Origin of the sequence: Nocardioides carbamazepini (assembly GCF_024614185.1) — a bacterium.
Lineage (GTDB): Bacteria > Actinomycetota > Actinomycetes > Propionibacteriales > Nocardioidaceae > Nocardioides > Nocardioides carbamazepini.
In genome coordinates, this window is the sequence record NZ_JAHTLF010000018.1 from 980,103 (window position 1) to 1,000,967 (window position 20,865).

25 protein-coding genes are annotated in these 20,865 nt (G+C 71.6%); 17 read left to right on the top strand and 8 right to left on the bottom strand.

Annotated features, from left to right (window positions below):
* The first annotated feature begins 64 nt into the window (after window positions 1-64).
* The 10 genes from KVF89_RS23470 (at window position 65) to KVF89_RS23515 (ending at window position 10,166) form a co-directional block, all read left to right on the top strand.
* Window positions 65-1,768: a hypothetical protein gene (locus KVF89_RS23470; protein WP_257429039.1), complete on the top strand. Its 1,704-nt coding sequence runs from the start codon at window positions 65-67 to the stop codon at window positions 1,766-1,768.
* The gene (locus KVF89_RS23475; protein WP_257429040.1) at window positions 1,765-3,129 is read left to right on the top strand and encodes a CHAT domain-containing protein; all 1,365 of its coding nucleotides are present in this window, start codon (window positions 1,765-1,767) and stop codon (window positions 3,127-3,129) included. Before KVF89_RS23470 ends, KVF89_RS23475 begins: the two co-directional genes overlap by 4 nt.
* Before the next feature lie 62 nt (window positions 3,130-3,191).
* On the top strand, window positions 3,192-4,445 hold the full coding sequence (locus KVF89_RS23480) for a hypothetical protein (RefSeq protein ID WP_257429041.1): 1,254 nt from the start codon (window positions 3,192-3,194) through the stop codon (window positions 4,443-4,445).
* On the top strand, window positions 4,442-5,488 hold the full coding sequence (locus KVF89_RS23485) for a hypothetical protein (protein WP_257429042.1): 1,047 nt from the start codon (window positions 4,442-4,444) through the stop codon (window positions 5,486-5,488). The genes KVF89_RS23480 and KVF89_RS23485 overlap by 4 nt, the downstream gene beginning before the upstream one ends.
* 91 nt (window positions 5,489-5,579) lie before the next feature.
* Complete coding sequence (locus tag KVF89_RS23490; protein WP_257429044.1) at window positions 5,580-6,368, top strand: hypothetical protein; 789 nt, start codon at window positions 5,580-5,582, stop codon at window positions 6,366-6,368.
* Entirely contained in the window at window positions 6,368-7,153 is a 786-nt protein-coding gene (locus KVF89_RS23495) for a hypothetical protein (protein WP_257429046.1), read from the top strand. The genes KVF89_RS23490 and KVF89_RS23495 overlap by 1 nt, the downstream gene beginning before the upstream one ends.
* 259 nt (window positions 7,154-7,412) lie before the next feature.
* A complete protein-coding gene (locus tag KVF89_RS23500) occupies window positions 7,413-7,976 on the top strand; it encodes a pyridoxamine 5'-phosphate oxidase family protein (RefSeq protein WP_257429048.1) in 564 nt (187 codons plus the stop codon).
* A gap of 5 nt (window positions 7,977-7,981) precedes the next feature.
* Window positions 7,982-8,824, top strand: a complete 843-nt coding sequence (locus tag KVF89_RS23505; protein WP_257429050.1) for an inositol monophosphatase family protein — start codon at window positions 7,982-7,984, stop codon at window positions 8,822-8,824.
* 254 nt (window positions 8,825-9,078) lie between these two features.
* A complete protein-coding gene (locus KVF89_RS23510) occupies window positions 9,079-9,582 on the top strand; it encodes a sigma-70 family RNA polymerase sigma factor (RefSeq protein ID WP_257429051.1) in 504 nt (167 codons plus the stop codon).
* Window positions 9,583-9,863: 281 nt separating this feature from the next.
* Window positions 9,864-10,166 carry a hypothetical protein gene (locus tag KVF89_RS23515; RefSeq protein WP_257429052.1) on the top strand — a complete coding sequence of 101 codons (303 nt, stop codon included), beginning with the start codon at window positions 9,864-9,866 and terminating at the stop codon, window positions 10,164-10,166.
* Window positions 10,167-10,245: 79 nt separating this feature from the next.
* Here the strand turns inward: KVF89_RS23515 and KVF89_RS23520 are convergent, their stop codons facing one another.
* Window positions 10,246-11,061 carry a phosphatase PAP2 family protein gene (locus KVF89_RS23520; protein WP_257429054.1) on the bottom strand — a complete coding sequence of 272 codons (816 nt, stop codon included), beginning with the start codon at window positions 11,059-11,061 and terminating at the stop codon, window positions 10,246-10,248.
* Between the two features lie 97 nt (window positions 11,062-11,158).
* Here KVF89_RS23520 and KVF89_RS23525 point away from each other — a divergent pair, with 97 nt between their 5' ends.
* Together KVF89_RS23525 and KVF89_RS23530 are read left to right on the top strand one after the other, a co-directional pair.
* Window positions 11,159-11,632 (top strand): MarR family winged helix-turn-helix transcriptional regulator, encoded by a 474-nt coding sequence (locus KVF89_RS23525; RefSeq protein WP_257429056.1) that lies wholly within the window; start codon window positions 11,159-11,161, stop codon window positions 11,630-11,632.
* Between the two features lie 39 nt (window positions 11,633-11,671).
* Window positions 11,672-13,285, top strand: a complete 1,614-nt coding sequence (locus KVF89_RS23530) for a DHA2 family efflux MFS transporter permease subunit (RefSeq protein ID WP_257429058.1) — start codon at window positions 11,672-11,674, stop codon at window positions 13,283-13,285.
* Between the two features lie 20 nt (window positions 13,286-13,305).
* Here the strand turns inward: KVF89_RS23530 and KVF89_RS23535 are convergent, their stop codons facing one another.
* Genes KVF89_RS23535 through KVF89_RS23550 form a run of 4 tightly spaced genes read right to left on the bottom strand, consistent with a single transcriptional unit; the run spans window position 13,306 to window position 16,099 of the window.
* The gene (locus KVF89_RS23535) at window positions 13,306-13,665 is read right to left on the bottom strand and encodes an MmcQ/YjbR family DNA-binding protein (RefSeq protein ID WP_257429059.1); all 360 of its coding nucleotides are present in this window, start codon (window positions 13,663-13,665) and stop codon (window positions 13,306-13,308) included.
* A gap of 36 nt (window positions 13,666-13,701) precedes the next feature.
* The gene (locus tag KVF89_RS23540; RefSeq protein ID WP_257429060.1) at window positions 13,702-14,475 is read right to left on the bottom strand and encodes a MerR family transcriptional regulator; all 774 of its coding nucleotides are present in this window, start codon (window positions 14,473-14,475) and stop codon (window positions 13,702-13,704) included.
* 15 nt (window positions 14,476-14,490) lie between these two features.
* Window positions 14,491-15,252, bottom strand: a complete 762-nt coding sequence (locus tag KVF89_RS23545; protein WP_257429061.1) for an ABC transporter permease — start codon at window positions 15,250-15,252, stop codon at window positions 14,491-14,493.
* Between the two features lie 10 nt (window positions 15,253-15,262).
* Window positions 15,263-16,099 (bottom strand): ABC transporter ATP-binding protein, encoded by an 837-nt coding sequence (locus KVF89_RS23550; RefSeq protein ID WP_257429062.1) that lies wholly within the window; start codon window positions 16,097-16,099, stop codon window positions 15,263-15,265.
* Window positions 16,100-16,279: 180 nt separating this feature from the next.
* On the opposite strand from KVF89_RS23550, the gene KVF89_RS23555 reads away from it, so the two are divergent.
* The 4 genes from KVF89_RS23555 to KVF89_RS23570 all read left to right on the top strand — a co-directional run bounded on the left by KVF89_RS23555 (window position 16,280) and on the right by KVF89_RS23570 (window position 17,995).
* Window positions 16,280-16,546 carry a hypothetical protein gene (locus tag KVF89_RS23555; RefSeq protein ID WP_257429063.1) on the top strand — a complete coding sequence of 89 codons (267 nt, stop codon included), beginning with the start codon at window positions 16,280-16,282 and terminating at the stop codon, window positions 16,544-16,546.
* Window positions 16,547-16,590: 44 nt separating this feature from the next.
* On the top strand, window positions 16,591-16,926 hold the full coding sequence (locus tag KVF89_RS23560; protein WP_257429064.1) for a YnfA family protein: 336 nt from the start codon (window positions 16,591-16,593) through the stop codon (window positions 16,924-16,926).
* Between the two features lie 69 nt (window positions 16,927-16,995).
* Window positions 16,996-17,475, top strand: a complete 480-nt coding sequence (locus KVF89_RS23565; RefSeq protein WP_257429188.1) for an RrF2 family transcriptional regulator — start codon at window positions 16,996-16,998, stop codon at window positions 17,473-17,475.
* Window positions 17,476-17,554: 79 nt separating this feature from the next.
* Window positions 17,555-17,995, top strand: a complete 441-nt coding sequence (locus KVF89_RS23570) for a carboxymuconolactone decarboxylase family protein (RefSeq protein WP_257429065.1) — start codon at window positions 17,555-17,557, stop codon at window positions 17,993-17,995.
* 1 nt (window position 17,996) lies between these two features.
* Here the strand turns inward: KVF89_RS23570 and KVF89_RS23575 are convergent, their stop codons facing one another.
* Window positions 17,997-18,374: a MerR family transcriptional regulator gene (locus KVF89_RS23575; protein ID WP_257429066.1), complete on the bottom strand. Its 378-nt coding sequence runs from the start codon at window positions 18,372-18,374 to the stop codon at window positions 17,997-17,999.
* Window positions 18,375-18,442: 68 nt separating this feature from the next.
* Between KVF89_RS23575 and KVF89_RS23580 the strand changes: the two genes are divergently transcribed.
* Window positions 18,443-19,921 (top strand): SulP family inorganic anion transporter, encoded by a 1,479-nt coding sequence (locus KVF89_RS23580; protein WP_257429067.1) that lies wholly within the window; start codon window positions 18,443-18,445, stop codon window positions 19,919-19,921.
* Between the two features lie 30 nt (window positions 19,922-19,951).
* Here the strand turns inward: KVF89_RS23580 and KVF89_RS23585 are convergent, their stop codons facing one another.
* Both KVF89_RS23585 and KVF89_RS23590 read right to left on the bottom strand, forming a co-directional pair.
* A complete protein-coding gene (locus KVF89_RS23585) occupies window positions 19,952-20,572 on the bottom strand; it encodes a hypothetical protein (protein WP_257429068.1) in 621 nt (206 codons plus the stop codon).
* Window positions 20,573-20,598: 26 nt separating this feature from the next.
* On the bottom strand, window positions 20,599-20,817 hold the full coding sequence (locus KVF89_RS23590; protein WP_257429069.1) for an amphi-Trp domain-containing protein: 219 nt from the start codon (window positions 20,815-20,817) through the stop codon (window positions 20,599-20,601).
* Between the last annotated feature and the right edge of the window lie 48 nt (window positions 20,818-20,865).

Genomic DNA, 20,865 nt, shown 5'->3' on the forward strand with positions numbered 1-20,865 from the left:
GCACCGTGGCCCACGGTCGCGATGCCGGGGAGGTCGCCGTTTTCGCGACCCATAGGTTGGAGCCATGCGTGCTGACCTGGATCGGGCCCGGCAGCTGGCCTTCGCAGGCAACGAGGAGGCCGCCCACGCCCTGCTGATGCCGCTCGTGCCGACGATCGAGGAGGCCGATCGCGACGACTGGATGTCCGCGGTGTTCGCCCAGCTCGGCGAGATCTTCCTGGTCCGCACCGCCCACGACCGGGCCGCCGACTGTGCCCGCCAGCTCGACCACGTCCTCACGCAGTACGCCGCCATCCTGGCCGGCACCCACCCCGACCCGCCTGCCGAGCTCACGCTGACGGTCCCGCAGATCGAGTCCATGATCGAGCAGTACGCCGGGTGGCCCCCCTATCTGGAGTCCGGCCTGGCCGCGGCCCGGGGCGATCACGACGGGGCCCGCGCCGCCCTGGCCGCACTGGACGCCGTACCGATGACCGGGCACGTGCGCGAGCGCCGGCACCTGATGGCCCATGCGCGAATCCGGTGCGCCGACGCACTGTGCGAGGACGACCGGTATGCCGCCGCGATCCCCTTGTGGGAGGAGGTGATCGCCGTGGTGGAGGAGGCCCTCGACGAGTCGGGCGAGTCGGGCGCGGGCGAGTCGGGCGAGTCGGGCGACGACGACCTCTGGGGCGATCGCCTGCTGGTGAGCGCGGGTCTGGGCTACGGCCGCTTCTGTGTCGAGACCGGCCGCCTCGCCGAGGCCGAGCCCTGGCTGCGCCGGGCCGGGGCGCGCGCCGAGGCCCGCGGATGGCGCCTGGACGCCGCCCGCGCCCAGCTGGAGCGCGGGATCATCCGGTGGACCGACGGCGACCTGATCGCCGCCGACCAGCTGTACGTCGAGTGCTACCCGGTGATCGCCGAGCACGCGCGCGCCCACGAGGTGTCGCGCGTCTGGTACCAGCGCGGGCTGGTCGCGCTGGCGTGCGGCCGCCTGGACATGGTCGAACAGTGGTGGGACGAGGCGGAGCGGCACTGGCGCGAGGTCGACAAGTCGCTCCAGGTGCATCGGCTGTTGCTGCAGCGCAGCTGGGCGCCGATCTTCCGCAGCGACTTCCCGGCGGCCGTCGAGTACCTCGCCCAGGCACGCGAGGTCCTCGACGGGTGGCCGCGCAGCACGTGGGTGCAGTACGCCCGGCTCGACTTCCAGCTCGGCATGGTGTGGCGCGCTGATGCCCTGGCCGACCTGGGGTTCGACCCCCAGGGCGAGCTCGCCGTCTACTCCTCGCGCCCGGGGTCGCGGATGCACCGGCGCGCCATGGGCAAGCTGGAGCAGGCAGCGGAGCTGATCGTCCCGGCCGCGCTGGCCGTCGACGCCGAACGGCACGCCATCGCGGACCCGGCGGCCCGCGCGCGGTGGGCCACCAGCATCTCCGCGCCGATGTACGCCGGCGCGTTCGCCATCGCACACGCGTGGGAGAACACCGCCCTCATCGCCGAGCTGATCGAGCACCACGCGGTCCGTGGCGCCTTCGACACCGCCGAGCCTGAGCACGGCGGACCCGTCCCGGGGACCACCGACCTGCCCTTCGCCGTCCTCCCGGAGCACCCGGGAGGCACGCTGAGCGTGTCCAGGACATCGGTCTCGTTGACCCGGATCGGCCCGGCGCCCGCGTTGCAGATGGACCCCGGCGCGCCGCCGATCCTGCGCCGCTACCGCGACCTCGCCACGTCCCGCTACGGCCGCACCATCACGACCGACGAGCCGATGTGGCGGACCTGGCCATGACCGGTCCCACCGTCCTCGTCCTGCGGTACGCCGACGTGGGCGTGGCGACGTACGCCAGCCTGCGGGTGGTCGGAGCGCCCGAGCGCAGCGTCACCTGGACCCTCGAGGAGCCGCTGCTCCTCGCCGCGCTCGACGAGCTGGCCGACGCCCTGCCCGAGCCGCGGGGCGGCGAGACCACCGCCGAAGCAGTGGCACGTGCCCGCAACCACGGTGGGTTCAGGGATCCGGACGCCGAGCTCACGCTCGCCTATCGCCTCGCCGTGCTCCTGATCCCGATGGAGGCGTGGAAGCTGGTCCTCGACTGCGTCGCCGAGCCGCGGCCGTCCCTCTTCGTGGCGCCCAGCGCCCGGCTGGGCCGGGTGCCGTGGGGACAGCTCGCCGTGCCCACCTCGGCGCCGGACTTCCTCTCGATGCTGCGCTCGAGCGCCGAGGCGATCACCACCGCCGGCACCGGCGCCGCCCGGATCGAGTGGCCGGACGCACGCCGGCACACCTTCCGCGAGCGGTTCCGGCTGATGGAGCTGGCCGACGTCGCGATGGCGGTCCCGGCCAATATCGCCGCGCACCACCGGTCGACGGGACCGGTCGACGAGGAGCGCCCGCTGCTGGTGCTCGACCCGCGGGTGCCCGGGCAACGCGCGGACGGCGCGCTCGGCTCGGTGCTCGGCCGGCCCGCTCCCGACACCCGGCTCAGCCGTCACTACGCAGCGGCAGTCGCCCAGGCGGCGACCCTGCCCGTGGTCGCGGACCCGGTCGAGCTCTTCCGGCGCACCGACACCGATCGCCGCTGGCTCGCCGATCAGCTTGCGCAGCGGCCCAGCCGGATGGTGTTCGTAGGACACGTCAGCGCCGCCCCCGACGGAGGTGGTGCGGAGGGCACGGCGTTGCACCTGGCGTGCCGGGCCGACCTCGAGGGGGCGGCCGATCCGGTCGGCGAGCACCGGCCGCTCCAGGTGCGCGACCTGCTCGAGCTCGGCGCGCCGATCCCGCCGCGGGTGGCCCTGTTGGCGTGCGCGTCCGGTGGCGACTACCGCTTCGACGAGGCGGCCGGACTGGTCGCGGCGATGGTGCTCGGTGGAGCCGAGGTGGTGACCGCGACGTTGTGGTCGCTGCCGACCGCCGCCGGCTTCCGGCAGGCTGCTCCGGATCCGTCGGCACTCCCGGCTGCCGGCAGTGAGGACCTGATGTCCGAGCTGGTCGAAGCGGTCGACACCGCCCACCGGGCCGCCGATCCGGGGCGGGCGGTCAACACCTGGCAGCGTGCGCAGATGCGGCGCTGGCGGGAGGGGGACCTGCGGGTCAGTCCGATCTACTGGGCCGCGGTCGTGACCTACCGGTTCAGCGAGGGGGGCACTCGATGACTGCCCCGGCCCGGTCCCCGTCAGCGGCCCCGTCACCGGCGTCGGGGCTGCCCCGACGGGCCGTGATCGATGGCGCGTGGCGCGAGATCGGCGCCGGTGTCGAGGTGTTGAGCGGTCGCGACGGCGGACCGCTGAGCCGTACGGTGAAGCGGATCCTCGATCCGCTGGTGTTCCGGCTCCGGGTGCATCCGGAGTTCTCCGCGCCCCTGCTGAGCGCCGACGTCGCCCAGGCCCTGCACACCGAGCTGCTCGCGCACGCCGACACCCTGCGCGCCTGCGCGGCCTGGTTCGCCGTCCTCAAGGCGCGTCGGCGCGCGCTGAGGATCACCGACGGGAATGCACAGGAGCTCTATTTCACGGTGTGCTTCGAGCTCGCCGTCACCCGCGGCGAGCCTCGCGGCGGTGACACCGACGGACCCGACGCGATCCTGCGCGAGGTCCACGGCGGCCGCGACACCCATGCGGTCGAGGCCCTCGACGCGCTCCTCGTCGATCCGGCCGGCCTCCGCGAGCTGGCCGCGCAGGTCGAGCGGGCCTGGGCCGACGTACGACCGGCACCGGCCGACGTCGACGGATTCCTCGACCGGCTGCGGGCGGTCCACGGCGATGCCTCCACGCGTCGGGAGCGCCACGAACGACAGCAGGCGTGGAGCGCGCTCGTGACCGAGGACGCCCCCCACGCGCTGGGTGTGCGGATCCGCACCGCGGGCACCGCGCCGTGGTCCGTCGTCGACCTGGGGCTCTGCGCCACCGCGCCCCAGCAGCGCCCCGACGTGGTCGACGATCGGTCGAACCGGCCGTTGGATCGCAGCGTCGCCGAGCGGGTCCGGGCCACCTTGCGCCGCTCGCGCGACCGCGAGCGCCTGCCCGCGGTGCCCGAGCTGTGCGCCGAGGAGGCCGACCGGGCCTGTGCGCCGTGGGGCCTGCTGGCCGAGGACCTCCAGGCGACGATGGTCAACGGGGTCGTCGTCGGCGTGCAGCTGGCGCCGCTCGACACGCACGCCGAGGCCGACACCGCACTGGTGTCGGGCATCCAGGCCCGGCTCCGCAAGGAGGCCTACGTGCTGCATGCGCGCCGTCTCCTCGCCGACGACCAGGCACTGCATCCCCGCCAACACCACGTGGTCACCGAGCTCGCCGGCTTCGTCCGGCCCTACCTCAGCCGCTTGTGGGCCCGGCTGCACGGCCGTGACGTGTGGCAGGAGCCCTGCACGGACGCCGCCGACATGTGCGCGCTGCTCACCGGGATCGCGCGTTCGGTCAGCCTGGACCACCGGCAGCAGATCAAGGCGATGCTCGACCCGGAGGCGGCATGAGACTCACGGTGCGACAAGGACTCTGGACCGGCGGGCCCGACGTGGACCCACCGCCACTGGCTGCCGTGCTCGAGGTGAGCGGCGCCGTACTCGAGTGGACGGTCGACGAGCCGGACAGCCTGCCCCGGATCACCCTCACCGACCTCGACGCCGCGGACTGGCTGTGGCGTCTGGTCGGTGCCGAGGGCCACGCCCGGTTGCTCGAGGCCGACAGCACCACGCCGCTCGAGGTGGACCTGGACCACGAGGCGCTGGCGCCGTTGCGCCGACTCGCCCTCGGGCACTGGATGAGCCGGTGGTGGCCGGCGAGTGCCCGCGACGGCATCGTCGCCCTGGACGGGGCGGTGCTCGGCGCCGAGCTCGCCGTCCTGACGGCCGCTCTCGAGGAGTACTTCGCCGAGGACACCTTCGACTCCGACGTCGACGGGCTGCTGGCGGGACTGGCCGGCCTGACGTCGTACACCGCCGATCCGCGGGTCGCCGACCTGCTCGACGCGTGCGCCGAGCTCGGCGACCTGCCGGACATCGGTACGACGCCCACCCGGTGGCGCGCCGACTTTGCGCTGGTCGCCGGCGGGGATCCTCGCCTCGACCCGTCCGCCGCCCTCGCCTCGGGTACCGACTCGGTGAGCTGGACCGCGGTCCCCCCGGGGGTCTTCGACGCAGCGGAGGACACCGTGACGTGGTCGGTCGCCATGACCGGACCGGCCGGGGAGGGCCTCGTCGCCCGGGTACGGGCCGCGCTCACCGACCCGGCTGCGGGTCACCCGCTCAGCGCTGGCATCCGGGTCGCCCTGCGCAGCGGCGACGTCGCCGCGGCGGGTGAGCTCGGCGCCGACGGGGACGCCACCTTGCCGCTGGCGCTCACCGAGTCCGCGGCATGGAACCACGACTGGGCCGCGACCAGCATTCGGGTCGGGGTCGGCGAGGGCGAGACCCGCGAGACCCGCGATCGGGTCCGCAGGTTCGTCCGCACGCGGCTGGCCGCACCGCCCGCGGACGCCTTCGTCGCCGAGATGCTCGCCGCGGACGACGACTTCTGAGCCGGATCGGCGATGTTGGGATCGGTAGCGCCGCCCCTGCGATGAACTCCCGTCGTACGGAAGAGCGAGGGAGCCGGGAGCGAGGACAACGATGGACGCGGACCAGATCGTCGCCGTCATCCTGTTCGTCGTCGCGGCGCTGGTCTGCCTGATGGTCTGGGGCTTCGAGATCGCGGCGTGGCGTGAGTTGAAGGCAGGTCCGCCCGCACCGCACGATCCCGCAAGCTACTTCGACGCCGTGGTCTCGCGCTGGGCGAGGGGCCCGATGGCGGTGCACGACTGGCTCGCCGGCGGGCCCTATCCCGACGACCGCGTCTGTGCCGTCGATCCGGTGGTGGCCGAGCTCGTCGAGCTGCCCGATGGCAGCGGCGCGGACGAGACCGGGACCGTCCCGACGGCGTTGCGTCTCCGGCTTCCAGACGGGGAGCGGACGACGATTCGGCTGGATGCGAATGACGCCGTCAACCTGCGCCCGGGCACCTTCTTGCCGGTCTATCCGGAGCCACCGGGCTTCTCGGACCTGCGCGGCAACACCTGGCGTCCGGCCTGGCACCTGGATGCGGTCGCCGTCGCCCGGGTGATGTTGGGGCACCGTCGTGCGCTCGGTCTGCTCGACGATGGTGCCGAGGAGCTGCTGCGCGATCCCCGCCCCGAGCGGTTCCCGATCTCGAGGATCCGGCCGACCGGCACGGTTCGCGCCGGTCAGGTGGAGGTCGTGGTCACCTTCATGCGCACCGGTTCCGCGCTGAGTGTCCGGGGCTTCCTGAGGCCCGAGGAGATCGCCGCCGTACGCCACTCCGGTGACGTGGTCGTGACCGAGCTGACCGTGCGGCGGTCGGGTCGGGATGGGCGCTGGGCGTTGTGGCCCATGTGGTTCTGATGAGCATCCCGCGAGACACCGGCGAGCCCGATGCATTCATGAAGGCGGTCAACGCGCGGCAGCTGCAGCGGGTCCGCCGGCGCATCCGCGTCGCACTGCCCCTCGAGGTCCTCACCGTCGTGGCGACCGTCGCGATCCTGCTGCTGACCGACGCGCACTGGTCGTGGGTGCTGTTCGGCGCCGCGACGGCGACGAGCCTGGTCGGCGCCGTGCTCGTCGTCTCCGACGACGACGCGGAGCGACCGCGACCCGGGACGGACCTGGAGGTGGCCGTCGTGGTCGGGGTCGAGATCGCCGACTGGGGCAATGCCGGCGCGGACGATCAGCACCGGGTCCGCGTGATCGCCCGCCCCTTGGGATCGGCGACGTCCGAGCTGGTCCACGGCGATCACCGGTTCCGTGCGGGTGATGGCTGGTCCGCGAGGCCGGGAACCCTGATCGGCATCCGCAGGTTCCCGACCATGAAGCACCTGGTCCGGCTCGAGCGTTGCGTGGACCCGGTCGCCCTGGTCCGCCTCCGCGAACCCGTCAGGGGTGGCAGCGTGCTGGAGGACGCCGACGTGGTCTCGCTGCGCGTCACCGGTGAGCCCGATGGCGACTGGTGGCCCACGGAGGTCACCGTCCGCACGGCGGATCGCCTGCTCCTGGTGAGCGAGTGTCGACGACTGCCCGAGGAGCTGGGCCCGCTCGAGCCGGGTACAGCAGTCCGGATCGTGCGGGACCAGCGGGACCCGTTCACCCGGCCCACCCGCTGCGCCATCCTCCCCAGCGGCGACACGGCCTGAGCACGCTTCCTCAGTTGAGTCCCCGATAGTGGCTACACCACTATCGGGGACTCAACTGGCCGCCGCTATCTCGGACTCGACGTCTTGGGCCGCTCGCAGATGAACATCGTGCCCACCACCGAACCCGAAATCGGAGCTGATGACCTGCCCGCGCTGACCGCCTGACACCTCATCGAGGAGAACGCAGCGCTACACCACTACGCGGGACTTGACCGGGAGCGGCCGGCGGCCGCGCCTCAAACCCCGAACGTCGGCACGTGTGCGCCGCACCGTATTCGTGTTCGAGGTGCTGAGAGAATCGGGTATGCCGCTGACCAACCCCTGGCTCGCTGGACCATCGCCGGAAGCGGTGCTGCCTCAAGAGGCTCTCGAGGAGCGCATCCTCAACCTGTTCTCCATCCAGAACATGGCGGTGATCGCGACCATCAACAGTGATGGCTCGCCGGCCGCCACGCCAGTGCGTTTCTACAGCCTCGGGTTCGAGATCTTCTTCACGAGCTGGAACGCCTCCGTGAAGTCACGCAACCTCCAGCGTGACGCCAGGGTCTCAGCCGGGATTTTCACGCCGCTCGTCGGCCAGGCGAGCAGCCGGGGCGCGCAGCTGTTCGGAACCGCGCGCACCTTGGAACGGGGCAACCCGGCGAGCGTTGACTACTGGGAGGCGTTCCGCTGGCAGTCGGATCATGTCGAACGAGGGCGGCCACTGAGCGAGCCGCCCAACGACCCGCTGACGGTGATCACCCCTCACCGGATCCTCTACACGGAACACTGGCTACGCCGCACGGGCTTCGCGCCCCGCCAGACCTGGCGCCCCTCCTCCTGAGCTGGATGGACCGCCCACGGATGAGGAGCAATCCGACGATGCCAAGCGACCACACCGATGCCGAGGTCGCGTTGGCAGCAGCCGTAGCCGGTGCCGCCGCGGTCAGGAGCCGGTACGGAACGGATCTGGCGCCGCTCGCGAAGTCGCCAACCGACTTCGTGACCGAGGCCGATCTCGCCGCCGAGGAGGAGATCCACCGCGTCATCTCGGCCGCACGACCCAGCGATGGGTTCGTGGGAGAGGAGACCGGGACGACGGGTGGCCATAGCGGGCGGCGGTGGCTTGTCGACCCCTTGTGCGGGACCCTCAACTTCGCTGCCGCGACGCCGCTTGCGGCGGTCAACGTCGCGCTCGACACGCCGGTTGGCGTCACGGCCGCCGTCTCCGCAGATCCGATCGCGGAGGAATTCTTCTGGACCGACGGCTCGGGCGCCTGGGTGCGGTACGGCGACACGGATCGGCCGCTGGAACCATCTCCGCGCTCCCTGATCGTCGACGTGAACTGCGACGGCAAACGCGACGCCTTGTTCGTCGGCGCACAACTGATCGCCGACCAAGGCTTCCGTGACGTCTTCGCCCCACGTGTGCTGTCGAGCACCCTCGCCGTCGCTTGGGTCGCAGCTGGACGCCGGGCGGCCTACGTCACCGACGGACACCTGGAGGGCAGCGTGCACTTCGCCGCCGGGATCGCGATCTGCCAGGCGGCCGGCTGCGTCGTCACAGACTTCGCCGGCGACCCCGTTCACACCGGTCGGGGCCTCATCGCCGCCGCTGACCAGGCCACTCATCGTCAGCTCGTCGAGCTCCTCGGCCCGCACCTGGAGCAGCTGCACGCTCAAGACGGCTGACCCGGTTGGGTGAACCGGGTCCTGGGCGTCAAGACCAGGGGCCGGAGACGATGCTCAATGAGCTCTTCGACGAGGTCCGCCCCTGGATGAGTTGATCGTGGGGACGACTGGCCAAAGGCGCTGGTTCGACTGGCGGGCAGCTCGTCTGCGCGATCTCGATGCCGACCTCACGTTGTCGAGTGAATCGATCAGCCGCTCGGGATCGACGGTCAACGCAACAATCTGGGCCCGTTGGCCGTCTAAGGAGCATGAGGGTGAGTCCACAGCGCTCCGACTTCGAGGAATTCGTCGCGACGTACGCCGACACCATGAAGGCTCTCGCGCACACCATCGTCGGCAATCCGCAGATCGCTGAGGACGTCACCCAGTCCGCGTTGCTGAAGATGATGCGGCACTGGTCGGACATCGATCATCCTCGCGCCTACGCCCGCCGGGTCGTCATCTCCGAATGCACCGACCGCCACCGCCGCAGTCAACGCGAGCGCCCTGACGGTGGAGCATCCGCCGAGCGCGTCGATGAACGTGCGGCGCAGGACCTGGACAACGTTCTGCTCCACGACACGCTGTGGCGACAGGTCCAGGAGCTGCCGGTCCGCCAGCGAGCGGTTCTGGCGCTGCGCTACTTCGAGGATCTGGCCGACGAGGACATCGCGGACATCCTCGGCGTCCGCGCGGTCACGGTGCGGGCCACGGCGTCACGCGCGCTCGCAGCCCTCCGCCGCAGCCACGACGACATGGACAAGGAGACGGTCAAGTGATCCCGACAGATCAGGAACTCGAAGGCGAACTGCGGAGCTTGTATCAGAAGGTGGCTCAGTCGACCCCTCCCTATCAGGGGGCCGTCCCCGCTGGGGACCTCGCTGACGGGCCTACATCTGGCGGCCGTCGACGTGGCCGCTGGATCGCGATCGCAGCGGCCGCGTCGGTCGCGTTGCTGTGTGCCACTGTCGCTCTCCTTGCGAGCACCGCTCCCGACGAGCCTCCGCCAGCCAACGGACCCGACTCGCCTGCACCATCGGTTCCGTCCGTCGGTCTGCTGGTGGCTCCGCCGTCGGACATCACACCCCACGCCCTGGTCGAAGGGCGTCTCGAGGTCAATGCGGACGGCTGCGTCACCATCGAGGGGCGGTTGCTGCTCGCGCCACACGGGTCGCGGATCACTCCCGACGACACAGGCGTTGAGTTCCCCAACGCCGGGACCTTCGACTTCGGCAGCGTTGTCCGAGGCGCGGGCGGGTACGTCACCCTGTCGACGACTGACGCCGCAGCTGTCAGCGACCCGTTCGGCTGCCTGAAGGCCGTCAGCGGTCCGATCGAGGTCACGACGGTGCTGCCGAACTAGTCCTTGGGCGACCATTCAGTGACGGACCGGGGAGCACCCGCGCTGATCGTGCTGCCGGACTCGGCTCCTTGTCTCCTCCCTAGGCCTGCGCGCGCCGGCTGCGCAGGCGGCGAAACCCGACCACGAGGCCCATCGCCACGAGGACGCACAGTCCCCCCGCGACCACGTCGAGGAGGTAGTGGTTGGCCGTGGCGATCACCACGAGGACCTGGACGGTCGGGTAGACGACGGCGGCGACCCGCCACCACGTGCCGGGGAAGCTCCACATCTGGATGGCGCACCACAGCGACCAGCCGAAGTGGAGCGAGGGCATGGCGGCGTACTGGTTGGTCGCGTCCCCGATGCCGCGCGGCGCGGACGCGGCGTCGCCCCACCAGCCGTAGTCGGCGTACGCGCGCATCACGTCGACCATCCCCAGGTCGGGGAGCAGCCGGGGCGGGGCGACGGGGAAGCGGGCGTAGATCACCAGCGCGATCGCCGAGGCGATGATCAGGGTCCAGTAGCCGCGCTGGTGGACCCAGCCGCCGAGGCGCCAGGAGCGGTAGAGGACCAGCGGCGTGGCAGCGTAGTGGAAGACGGCGTAGAAGTAGCAGGCCGGTACGGCGATGGCCGGCACCGAGGCCAGCCAGCTGTTGGCGGGACGCTCCAGGTGCTGGATCAGCCAGTGCTCGAGGTCCGCGATCGCCCGCGAGTGGGTGAGGGCGCCGGCGACGTCCTCGCCCTGCGCGGCGCGGATGAGCGTGTAGGCCACGGCGAGCACCAGCAGTGCCCCGGCTTCGAGCAGCGTGATGGTCCACCGGCCGGGGGTCCTGGGCCGGGCGACCGCGGCCGAGCGAACGGTCGAGGCGGCGTCCGGTCCGTCCATGCCTCCCGCCGCGAGGTCACGAAGTGTCATCGGCCGTGCGCCCTCCTGTCCTTACCGTTCGCCACCGCAAACACTGTCCTACAGGAATGATTGCGAGCGCGCAACGAATTAGGTAGCGTGTCGGCCCGTGGCCGAGCGCGATGAGTTGTTCGAGGGGTTGGAGCAGTTCCTGCAGTCCTTGTGGACGCTCGCGGAGCGCGAGGGGCTCAGCTATCTGGCCGACCGCGACCTCTCGCTGACCCAGGTGCGCACGCTGCTGATGCTGACCATGGCCGACACGGCCCTGCCCGTGAACCAGATCGCGGACCGGCTGGACCTGTCCGCGCCCGCGGCCTGCCGCAACATCCACCGGCTGGTCCGGCTCGGGCTGCTGGAGCGCCGGGAGAGTCGTGAGGACCGCCGGGTGCGGCTGGTGTCCATCACCGCGAAGGGCCGCGACATGGTCGACCGTCACCAGGAGCCACGAAGGGCGGCGCTGCGCACCTTCATCAGCCGGCTGCCCGACGACGAGGTCGGCGCGTTCAACACGGTGCTGCACCGCCTGCTCGCCAGCGACGACCTGCTCGCGCCGAGCGGCGCCCCGCAGCCGGTCGCGCACTGACGCCGTGACACCGACCCAGGACGGAACAGAGGAGACTCGATGACCAGTACCGCCAGTACGCCGCGAGGGCCGGCTCCCGGCCTCGGTGACGAGGACAACAGGATCACGCCCGACATCCTCAAGGTCGCGGCCGTCGTCGTCCTCGGGTCGATCATGGCGATCCTCGACACCACGGTGGTCAATGTCGCGCTGCCGACGTTCCTGACCGAGTTCGAGGTCGACGCCTACTCGACCGTGGCCTGGACCATCACCGGGTACACCCTCGCGCTGGCGGCCATCATCCCGGTCACCGGCTGGGCGGCGGACCGCTTCGGCACCAAGCGCCTCTACCTGATGGCCCTGGTGCTGTTCACCCTCGGCTCGGTCCTGTGCGCGCTCGCCTGGAACATCGAGGCGCTCATCGCCTTCCGGGTGGTGCAGGGTCTGGGCGGCGGCATGCTGATGCCCCTGGGCATGATGATCCTGACCCGGATCGCCGGCCCGCACCGGCTCGGCCGGCTGATGGCGATCATGGGCATCCCGATGCTGCTGGGCCCGATCCTCGGCCCCATCCTCGGCGGCTGGATCATCGACTCCGTCTCCTGGCACTGGATCTTCATCATCAACCTGCCGCTCGGCATCGCGGCGATCGTCTACTCCCTCTACGCGCTGCCCAAGGACGCGCCGCAGCCGGGGGAGAGGTTCGACTTCGTCGGGATGGCCCTCATGTCGCCCGGTCTGGCGCTGTTCCTGTACGGCGTCTCGACGATCCCCGAGGAGGGGACGGTCGCGGCGGCGAAGGTCCTCGTCCCCGGGCTGGTCGGGCTGGCCCTCATCGTCGGCTTCGTGGTCTGGTCGTTCCGGCCCGAGCACCCGCTGCTCGACCTGCGGCTGTTCCGGGACCGCAACCTGACCGTCGCCACCCTGGTCATGTTCTTCTTCGCCGGCTCCTTCTTCGGCGCGATGCTTCTGGTGCCGACCTACTTCCAGCAGGTCCGGGGCGAGGACGTCCTGCACGCCGGGCTGCTGGTGGCGCCCCAGGGACTGGGCGCGATGCTCACCATGCCCCTGGCGGGAACCCTCGCCGACAAGTACCCGGTCGGCCGGGTCGTGCCGTTCGGCTTCATCGGCATCATCGTCGGCGTCGCGGGTCTCGCGTTCAGCACCGATCCCGACACGCCGTACTGGCAGCTCATCACCTTCCTGTTCATCATGGGCCTGGGCATGGGCGGCACGATGATGCCGGTCTTCACCTCCGCGCTGAAGACGCTCCAGTCCCACCATGTCGCCCGCGGCACCACGCTGATCAACGTCATCCAGCAGGTCGCGGCGTCGGTCGGCGTGGCCGTCATGTCGGTGGTGCTGACCAACCAGCAGAACGCGTCCGAGGCGCTCAAGGCGGTCCGATCCCTGGCCGACGCCGAGCGGCTGGGCATCCAGCCGCCCGCCTGGGCCACGGAGACGATGCAGCGCCTCGGCGATGCGGCCCAGGGCCTGGCGCTGAACGACCTCGCCGACTCGTTCTCGTCGGCCTACGGGGTGGCGACGGTGGCGCTGGTCCTGACCCTGATCCCGGTCGCGTTCCTGCCGCGCCGGCGCGAGGAGTCCCATCTCCTCGACGACCAGGACGAGGCCGGACCGGGCACCACGGGTGCCCCGGTCATCATCCACTGAGCCGGCCCGGGGCACGGGACTCAGCCCGGGCCGTCGGGGTGGGTGAGGTCCCAGGCGCGGGACACCTTGAGCGGCACGACCATCCGCCACGCGTCGACGACGAGCTCGCGCGCCTCGGCCGGCTCCAGGGCGGCCAGCTCGGCGTCGACCCAGTTGAACCGGAGGTCGGACTCCCCGGGGAGCCGGAACCGCTCCGGCGCGCCGGCGACGAGTGCGGCCCGCTCCTCCTTGGGGAACGCGAAGCCCATCACGGTCTCGTCGCGGGAGAACGCGACGTACACGATCTGCCCGACCCGGAACTTGAGCCGGTCGCGGACATAGACGGGGTACGACCGCTCCAGCTCGTCGCCGAGCGACCGGACGTCATCGAGGACCGCCATGCAGGGTCGACCGGTACGGCGTGGCGGAATCATCGCTCACGTCTCGAGTCGTTCGATGCGGGTCCACCCCGCCCACCCGCGCTCGGCGAGGAGCTCGCGCAGTCGCCGGACGGGAGGGTGCTCGTTCGCCATCGAGTCCAGCAGGCGGATGAAGGCGGAGTCGTCCATGAACTCGTCCTGCTGAGCGAGCTGGCCGGTCGCGGCCGCCTCCTCGAAGAGCTCCACGAGCAGGTCCGCCATCTCGTGCACGAGCCGCTCGTGGTCGGCGCCGTCGCCGCGGACCAGCTCGCCGATCAGCTGGTAGAACCGGACGTTCCGCTCGTCCTCCAGCTGGGCCCGCTTGTCGGCCATGAACGCGGGGATCTGGTCGGGGTAGCGGGCCGCGATCAGGATCCAGGCGTCCCGCTCGCCCTCGAGCAGCATGTCGGGCGCGCCGATGCTCCGCACCCGGTCGAGGTAGTCCGCCACCTCGTCCGGCACCGCCAGGGAGTCGCCGGACTCGAGCTGCGCGATCCGCCGCCGGTGCTCCCGCAGCTCGCGGATCTCCGCGCGCAGCCGCCGGTCGATCTCGTCGATCGCGACGCTGAACGTCGCCGGGTCGGCGGCGAGCAGCTCCTGCACCCGGGCCAGCGGCACCCCGGCGTCGGCCAGCGTCCGGATCCGGATCAGCCGGACCACGGCACCGGCGTCGTAGGACCGGTAGCCGGAGCGGTCGCGCTCCGGCTCCGGGAGCAGCCCCACCTGGTGGTAGTGCCGCACCGCGCGGATGGTCACCCCCGCGTACGACGCCAGCTGTCCGATCGTGAGCACGACTCCAGCCTGCCCTCACGCGAACCGGCGGCGATAGACCCTCGTCGCAAGTCCGTAGGCGATCACGAGCAGACCGGTGCACCAGGCCAGCGCGAGCCAGCCGTCGTCGCCGACCGGCTGCTCGGCGAACAGGCTGCGCAGCGTGTCGACGATCGAGGTGACGGGCTGGTTCTCGGCGAACCAGCGCACCGGTCCCGGCATCCCGTCGGTCGGTACGAACGCCGAGCTGACGAAGGGCAGGAAGATGATCGGGTAGGCGAAGCCGCCCGCGCCGTCGGGTGACTTGGCGGCCAGCCCGGCGATGACGGCCAGCCAGGTCAGGGCCAGCGTGAACAGGACCAGGATCCCGGCGACCGCGAGCCAGGCGAGCACCCCGGCACCGGACCGGAAGCCCATCAGCACCGCGACCAGGACCACCAGGACGACCGACATCAGGTTCGCCACGAGCGAGGTCAGGACATGGCCCCACAGGGCCGCGGACCGGGCGATCGGCATCGACAGGAACCGCTCGAAGATGCCGCCCTTCAGGTCCAGGAAGAGCCGGTAGGACGTGTAGGCGATGCCGGAGGCGATCGTCATCAGGAGGATGCCGGGCAGCAGGTAGTTCACGTACTCGCCGTCGCCGGTCTCGATCGCGGCGCCGAAGACGTAGACGAAGAGCAGCATCATCGCGATCGGTGTGATCGCGGTGGTGATGATGGTGTCCGGGCTGCGCAGGATGTGGCGCAGCGACCGGCCCAGCAGCGTGCGGGTGTCGCTCACGAGGTGGGTGCTCATGGTCGGGTCCTCACTTCTCCGCGCCGGCGGCGGTGTCGGTGGTGGCGTCGGTGCCGTCGGTGGCGTCGGTGGGGGTGGCGCCGACCAGCGCGAGGAAGACCTCCTCGAGCGTCGGCTGCTTCTCGACGTACTCGACCTTGGCGGGCGGGAGCAGCTGCTTGAGCTCGGCGAGGGTCCCGTCGACGATGATCCGGCCCTCGTGGAGGATCGCGATCCGGTCGGCCAGCTCCTCGGCCTCGTCGAGGTACTGCGTGGTGAGCAGCACCGTGGTGCCGCTCGCGGCGAGGTCCCGGACGGCCTGCCACACCTCGATCCGCCCCTGCGGGTCGAGGCCCGTCGTCGGCTCGTCCAGGAAGATCACCGGCGGGTCGCCGATCAGGCTCATCGCGATGTCGAGGCGCCGCCGCATGCCGCCCGAGTACGTCGCCGTCCGCCGCCCGCCCGCGTCGGTGAGCGAGAAGCGGGCGAGCAGGTCGTCGGCCACCGCCCCGGGATCGGGCAGGTGGCGCAGTCGCGCGACCAGGACGAGGTTCTCGCGCCCGGTCAGGATCTCGTCGACCGCGGCGAACTGCCCGGTCAGGCTGAAGGACTCGCGCACCTCGGCCGGCTGGGTGGCGACGTCGAAGCCCTGCACGGTGGCGGTCCCGGCGTCGGCCCTGGTCAGGGTCGCGAGGATCCGGATCAGTGTCGTCTTGCCGGCCCCGTTGGAGCCGAGCAGGGCGGCGATGCTGCCCGGCGCGACGTCGAGATCGACGCCGCGCAGGACCTGCAGGTCGCCGAAGGACTTCTCGACGCCGGCGACGTGGATGGCCGCCGCTCCCTGCCGTTCCGTGGCTGGTCGTTCCATGACTGCGCTTCCCTTCGTCGCGGGCATCGCGACCCTGTCGCGAAGGAGGCCGGGGCCCCAGAAGAAGGGTGCGGGGTTGACGCTGCGTCAAGGTCAAGCCCCCGATCCGGCATCGTCCTGGTGAGCCGTCGCACCGTGCTCGGGTGCGGGCCGTCCGGCGCCCACGGGTACCGTGGACCCATGACTCGGGCACAGGGCTACGGAGCGCACTTCGGATCGGCGACCCAGGCACCGGACGGCGACTCCTTCCGGACCTTCACGGTGCGCGAGCTGGTCGCGTACGGGCGGTTGATCGTGAACCGCGAGCGGGTCGACCCCGAGCGGGTCGTCCACGAGTTCATCCGGGCCAACCCGGACGTCGATCTCGACGCCCGGAGCACCATCACCGACTGGCAGGACGGCCACCGGCCCGGCGACACCGCCGAGCGTCCCCACGGGTACTTCTGAGCGGGGCCCGGCCCGCGGGCCGGGTGCCTGGGAGGATCGGGCACATGGACCTGGTGCGCTCGATCCCGCTGTTCGTGCTGGCGGCCGTCGCTGAGATCGGCGGCGCCTGGCTGGTCTGGCAGGGCGTCCGCGAGCACCGCGGCTGGCTCTGGATCGGTGCGGGCGTGATCGCCCTCGGCCTCTACGGCTTCGTCGCGACCCTCCAGCCGGACGCGCACTTCGGGCGGATCCTGGCGGCGTACGGCGGGGTGTTCGTCGCGGGCTCGCTGCTGTGGGGGATGGCGCTCGACGGCTTCCGGCCGGACCGGTACGACGTCGCCGGCGCGCTGGTGTGCCTCGTGGGCGTCGCGATCATCATGTACGCGCCGCGGTCGGCCTGAGCGATCTTGCGCGGTCTCTCTTACCTGGATAGCCTCTATCCAGTTAAGAAGAGGAGAGCGGTCGTGCGGATGAACGAGGGCGTCGAGTGGGCCGCCCACGTCTGCGTGGTGCTGCACTGGCTCCACGAGGAGCAGCGCGTCCCCGCGCCGGTCCCCGTGGCCCGGCTGGCGGAGGTCTACGACCTGCCGGCGCCGTACCTCGTCAAGCAGGTCCAGGCCCTCACCCGGGCCGGGATCACGGAGTCGGTGCCCGGCAAGAACGGCGGGGTGCGGCTGGCCCGACCCGCTGACCGGATCACCCTGATGGACGTGGTCGCGGCGATCGAGGGACCCGACGACGCGTTCGCGTGCACCGAGATCCGGCAACGTGGGATGAACGAGGGCCGGCCCGCCCGGGAGTTCGCCAAGCCCTGCGGCATCGCCCACGCCATGCGCGGCGCCGAGCTCGCGTGGCGCCGGGAGCTGGCCGCGACCTCCGTGCTCGACCTCGCCACCGCCACGCCGCGCCGGGTCGCGACCGACGTGCGGCGGCACTTCGCCCGCGCCTGATCCGGCGGCCGGGCCTGCCGGGCCCGGCCGCTCACCCCAAAACTGGATATCAAGTATCCAAGACAGAGAGGAAAGAGCCATGACCCGATCCCCGATCCGCGATGCGTCCCCGGAGACCTTCCAGGCGCTGCTCGCGCTCGACACCCGGATGAAGAAGTCCCTCGGCCCGGTGCTCTACGACCTGGTCAAGCTGCGCGCCTCGCAGCTCAACGGCTGTGCGTACTGCGTCGACATGCACGCCACCGACCTGGAGCGGCGTGGTACGCCGAGCCGCAAGCTGCACGGCGTCGCCGCCTGGCAGGAGAGCCCGTTCTTCGACGAGACCGAGCGGGTCGCCCTCGCCTTCACCGAGCGGCTGACCGGCGGCATCGGCGCGATTGACGACGACCTGTGGGCCGAGGCCGGCCGACTGCTCGGCGAGGAGCGGCGGGCCGACCTGATCGTGGCGGTCGGCACCATCAACACCTGGAACATGGCGGGGATCACCACCCACCTGCAGCCCGAGGGTGGGCTGGCGTAGCTCAGCGAGAGCCGAGCTGGGCGCCGAGCTGGTCGAGGAACTCGTCGGCCATCCCCAGCTGGACGACCAGTCGGGCGCGACGTTCGGTGGCCTCGGCGAGGACCGCGCCCAGCCGCGCCCGGGCGGCAGCATGGCGCTGCCGCGCGGCCGGGTCGCGCAGCGTCTCGAGGTCGCGCATGGCGGCGCTCATCTGGTCGAGGGTGAAGCCCAGCGGCTTCATCCGCCGGATCACCAGGATCTTCTCGACGTCGTCCTCGGTGTAGAGCCGGAACCCGCCGTCCGACCGGCCGGAGGGGCGCAGCAGGCCGACCTCGTCCCAGTGGCGCAGGCTGCGCAGGGACAGCTCGGTGCGGGCGGCGACCTCACCGATCTGCATCATGGGCCGATCCTGCCGTACGCGCTGGCGATGCCAACTCTCACGTTACGTGAGGGTAGGGTCCAGTGACCGTGAGCGACTCCATCTCCGTCCGGTCCGCGCTGCGGTCGCCGCGGCTGCTGCGCACGGAGGTCCTCGCCGGCCTGGTCGTCGCACTGGCGCTGATCCCCGAGGCGATCTCGTTCTCGATCATCGCCGGGGTCGACCCGCGGGTCGGGCTGTTCGCGTCGTTCACCATGGCCGTGGCGATCTCCTTCCTCGGCGGCCGCCCGGCGATGATCTCGGCGGCCACCGGGGCGGTCGCGCTGGTGATCGCCCCGGTCATGCGCGACCACGGCTACGACCACCTCATCGCGACCGTGCTGCTCGGCGGCCTGATCCAGGTCATCCTGGCCGTCGCCGGGATCGCGCGGCTGATGCGGTTCATCCCACGCTCGGTCATGGTGGGCTTCGTCAACGCGCTGGCCATCTTGATCTTCCAGGCGCAGCTCGACCACCTGATCGACGTGCCGTGGGCCGTCTATCCCCTGACCGCGGTCGGGATCGCCGTCATCGTCGGGTTCCCGCGGATCAACGCGGTGCTGCCGGCTCCCCTGGTGGCGATTGTCGCCCTGACCGGGTTCGTGCTCGCGGCGGGCGTCGACGTACCGGACGTCGGGGACGAGGGGGCGCTGCCCGACAGCCTGCCGGCCTGGTTCGTGCCGGACGTCCCGTTCACGCTCGACACCCTGCAGACGATCGCGCCGTACGCCCTCGCGATGGCGCTCGTCGGCCTGCTCGAGTCGCTGCTGACCGCGAAGCTCGTCGACGACATCACCGACACCCACTCCGACAAGACCCGCGAGGCGATGGGCCAGGGCGCCGCCAACGTGATCACCGGGTTCTTCGGCGGCATGGGCGGCTGCGCCATGATCGGCCAGACGATGATCAACGTGAAGGTCTCCGGGGCCCGCACCCGGATCTCGACCTTCCTCGCCGGTGTCTTCCTGCTGGTGCTGGTCGTCGGCTTCGGTGACGTCGTCGCGCTGATCCCGATGGCCGCGCTCGTCGCGGTGATGGTGATGGTCTCCGTCGGCACCTTCGACTGGCACTCGCTGCGGATGCTGCGCCGGATGCCGCGCTCCGAGACGACGGTCATGCTCGCGACCGTCGTGGTCACGGTCGTCAGCCACAACCTGGCGATCGGCGTGGTCGTCGGCGTCCTCGTCGCGATGGTGCTCTTCGCCCGCCGGGTCGCCCACCTCGCCCGGGTCGAGCGCGAGCTGGTCACCGCCGAGGACGGCAGCGTGGTCGCGTACTACCGGGTCACCGGCGAGCTGTTCTTCGCCTCCAGCAACGACCTCTACGCGCAGTTCGCGTACGCCGAGGACCCGGACCGTGTCGTCATCGACCTGTCCGCCTCGCACGTGTGGGACGCCTCGACGGTGGCCGCGCTGGACGCGGTCACGACCAAGTACCAGCGTCGGGGCGTCGCGGTCGAGATCCACGGCCTCGACGAGGTCAGCGCGGAGTTCCACGGCCGGCTCACCGGCCGGCTGGCCGGGCACTAGCCCGGCCGGGCCACCAGACCGGCCGGGGGGTCAGCGCGTCGCGCGCTCGGCCAGCCGGACGGCGGCGTGCCGCACGATCGGCGCCTCGTCGGCGTCCCGCACGGCCTCGTGGGGAACCAGCCCGCCGAGCAGCCCGGCGGGCTGGGTGAGCCAGGTCCACACCTGCCACGGATCCATCGTCGAGGCGAGCAGCGGCTCCAGGACCGCCGCCAGCTCAGGTCGCAGCTCGCCGTCCTCGTCGAGCTGGAAGGCCGGCACGAGCACGCCTCCGTCATGCGGTACGACGAGCAGCGCGCCCCGCTCGGCCGCCTTGTGGACCGCGAACCGGGCGGCGTTCTCCGACACCCCGCGCACCTCGGCGAGGCTCGCGTAGGTGTGGGTCGGTGACGCGAGGAGCCCGGCGCGGACCTCGGCCCGGCGGCGCAGCTGCACCAGCGCGAGGGGCACGGCGTGGGCCGGGTCGTCGCCGTCCTGGTGGAGCACCCGGTCCAGGTCGGCGAGCTGGTCGTCGGTGAGCGGGGCACCGGTCCCCGGGTCGCGCCAGCGGGCGACGCCGCCGAGGTCGCGCTCGAAGCTCGGCAGCCCCGCCGCGCCGAGCTGGTCGGCCAGCCCGAGCCCCTCGAGCCACCCCGCCAGCTGCTCGCCGTCCACGGGGGTCAGCCTCGCACGGGGCCGGCTCACCAGCGGAGCTCGATCTCCAGCTCGCTCTCCTCGCCGATCTCGACCTCGACCGTGAGCTCGACCTCGTCCGGGACGTCGACCGTGATCCGGCGACCCTCGCGCTCGAAGGTGACGCTGTTGTGCCGCTCCAGCGAGTCGGCCAGCGCACGGAGCCGGGCGGCGGCCTCCTCGCGACGCAGGCGCTGGGTCTGGTCGATCTCGAACAGGTCGTCCACGGGGTGTCTCCTCGGGCTCGGCTGGTCATCGCGTGTCGCCGTGAACGG

Bases quoted from the DNA above. Each gene is read 5' to 3' on its own strand.
- KVF89_RS23530 (WP_257429058.1), top strand. From the start codon at position 11,672: ATGACCAGTACCGCCAGTACGCCGCGAGGGCCGGCTCCCGGCCTCGGT.
- KVF89_RS23505 (WP_257429050.1), top strand. From the start codon at position 7,982: ATGGACCGCCCACGGATGAGGAGCAATCCGACGATGCCAAGCGACCAC.
- KVF89_RS23565 (WP_257429188.1), top strand. From the start codon at position 16,996: ATGAACGAGGGCGTCGAGTGGGCCGCCCACGTCTGCGTGGTGCTGCAC.
- KVF89_RS23470 (WP_257429039.1), top strand. From the start codon at position 65: ATGCGTGCTGACCTGGATCGGGCCCGGCAGCTGGCCTTCGCAGGCAAC.
- KVF89_RS23560 (WP_257429064.1), top strand. From the start codon at position 16,591: ATGGACCTGGTGCGCTCGATCCCGCTGTTCGTGCTGGCGGCCGTCGCT.
- KVF89_RS23555 (WP_257429063.1), top strand. From the start codon at position 16,280: ATGACTCGGGCACAGGGCTACGGAGCGCACTTCGGATCGGCGACCCAG.
- KVF89_RS23545 (WP_257429061.1), bottom strand. From the start codon at position 15,252: ATGAGCACCCACCTCGTGAGCGACACCCGCACGCTGCTGGGCCGGTCG.
- KVF89_RS23535 (WP_257429059.1), bottom strand. From the start codon at position 13,665: ATGGCGGTCCTCGATGACGTCCGGTCGCTCGGCGACGAGCTGGAGCGG.
- KVF89_RS23570 (WP_257429065.1), top strand. From the start codon at position 17,555: ATGACCCGATCCCCGATCCGCGATGCGTCCCCGGAGACCTTCCAGGCG.
- KVF89_RS23475 (WP_257429040.1), top strand. From the start codon at position 1,765: ATGACCGGTCCCACCGTCCTCGTCCTGCGGTACGCCGACGTGGGCGTG.
- KVF89_RS23490 (WP_257429044.1), top strand. From the start codon at position 5,580: ATGGACGCGGACCAGATCGTCGCCGTCATCCTGTTCGTCGTCGCGGCG.
- KVF89_RS23485 (WP_257429042.1), top strand. From the start codon at position 4,442: ATGAGACTCACGGTGCGACAAGGACTCTGGACCGGCGGGCCCGACGTG.
- KVF89_RS23495 (WP_257429046.1), top strand. From the start codon at position 6,368: ATGAGCATCCCGCGAGACACCGGCGAGCCCGATGCATTCATGAAGGCG.
- KVF89_RS23520 (WP_257429054.1), bottom strand. From the start codon at position 11,061: ATGACACTTCGTGACCTCGCGGCGGGAGGCATGGACGGACCGGACGCC.
- KVF89_RS23550 (WP_257429062.1), bottom strand. From the start codon at position 16,099: ATGGAACGACCAGCCACGGAACGGCAGGGAGCGGCGGCCATCCACGTC.
- KVF89_RS23575 (WP_257429066.1), bottom strand. From the start codon at position 18,374: ATGATGCAGATCGGTGAGGTCGCCGCCCGCACCGAGCTGTCCCTGCGC.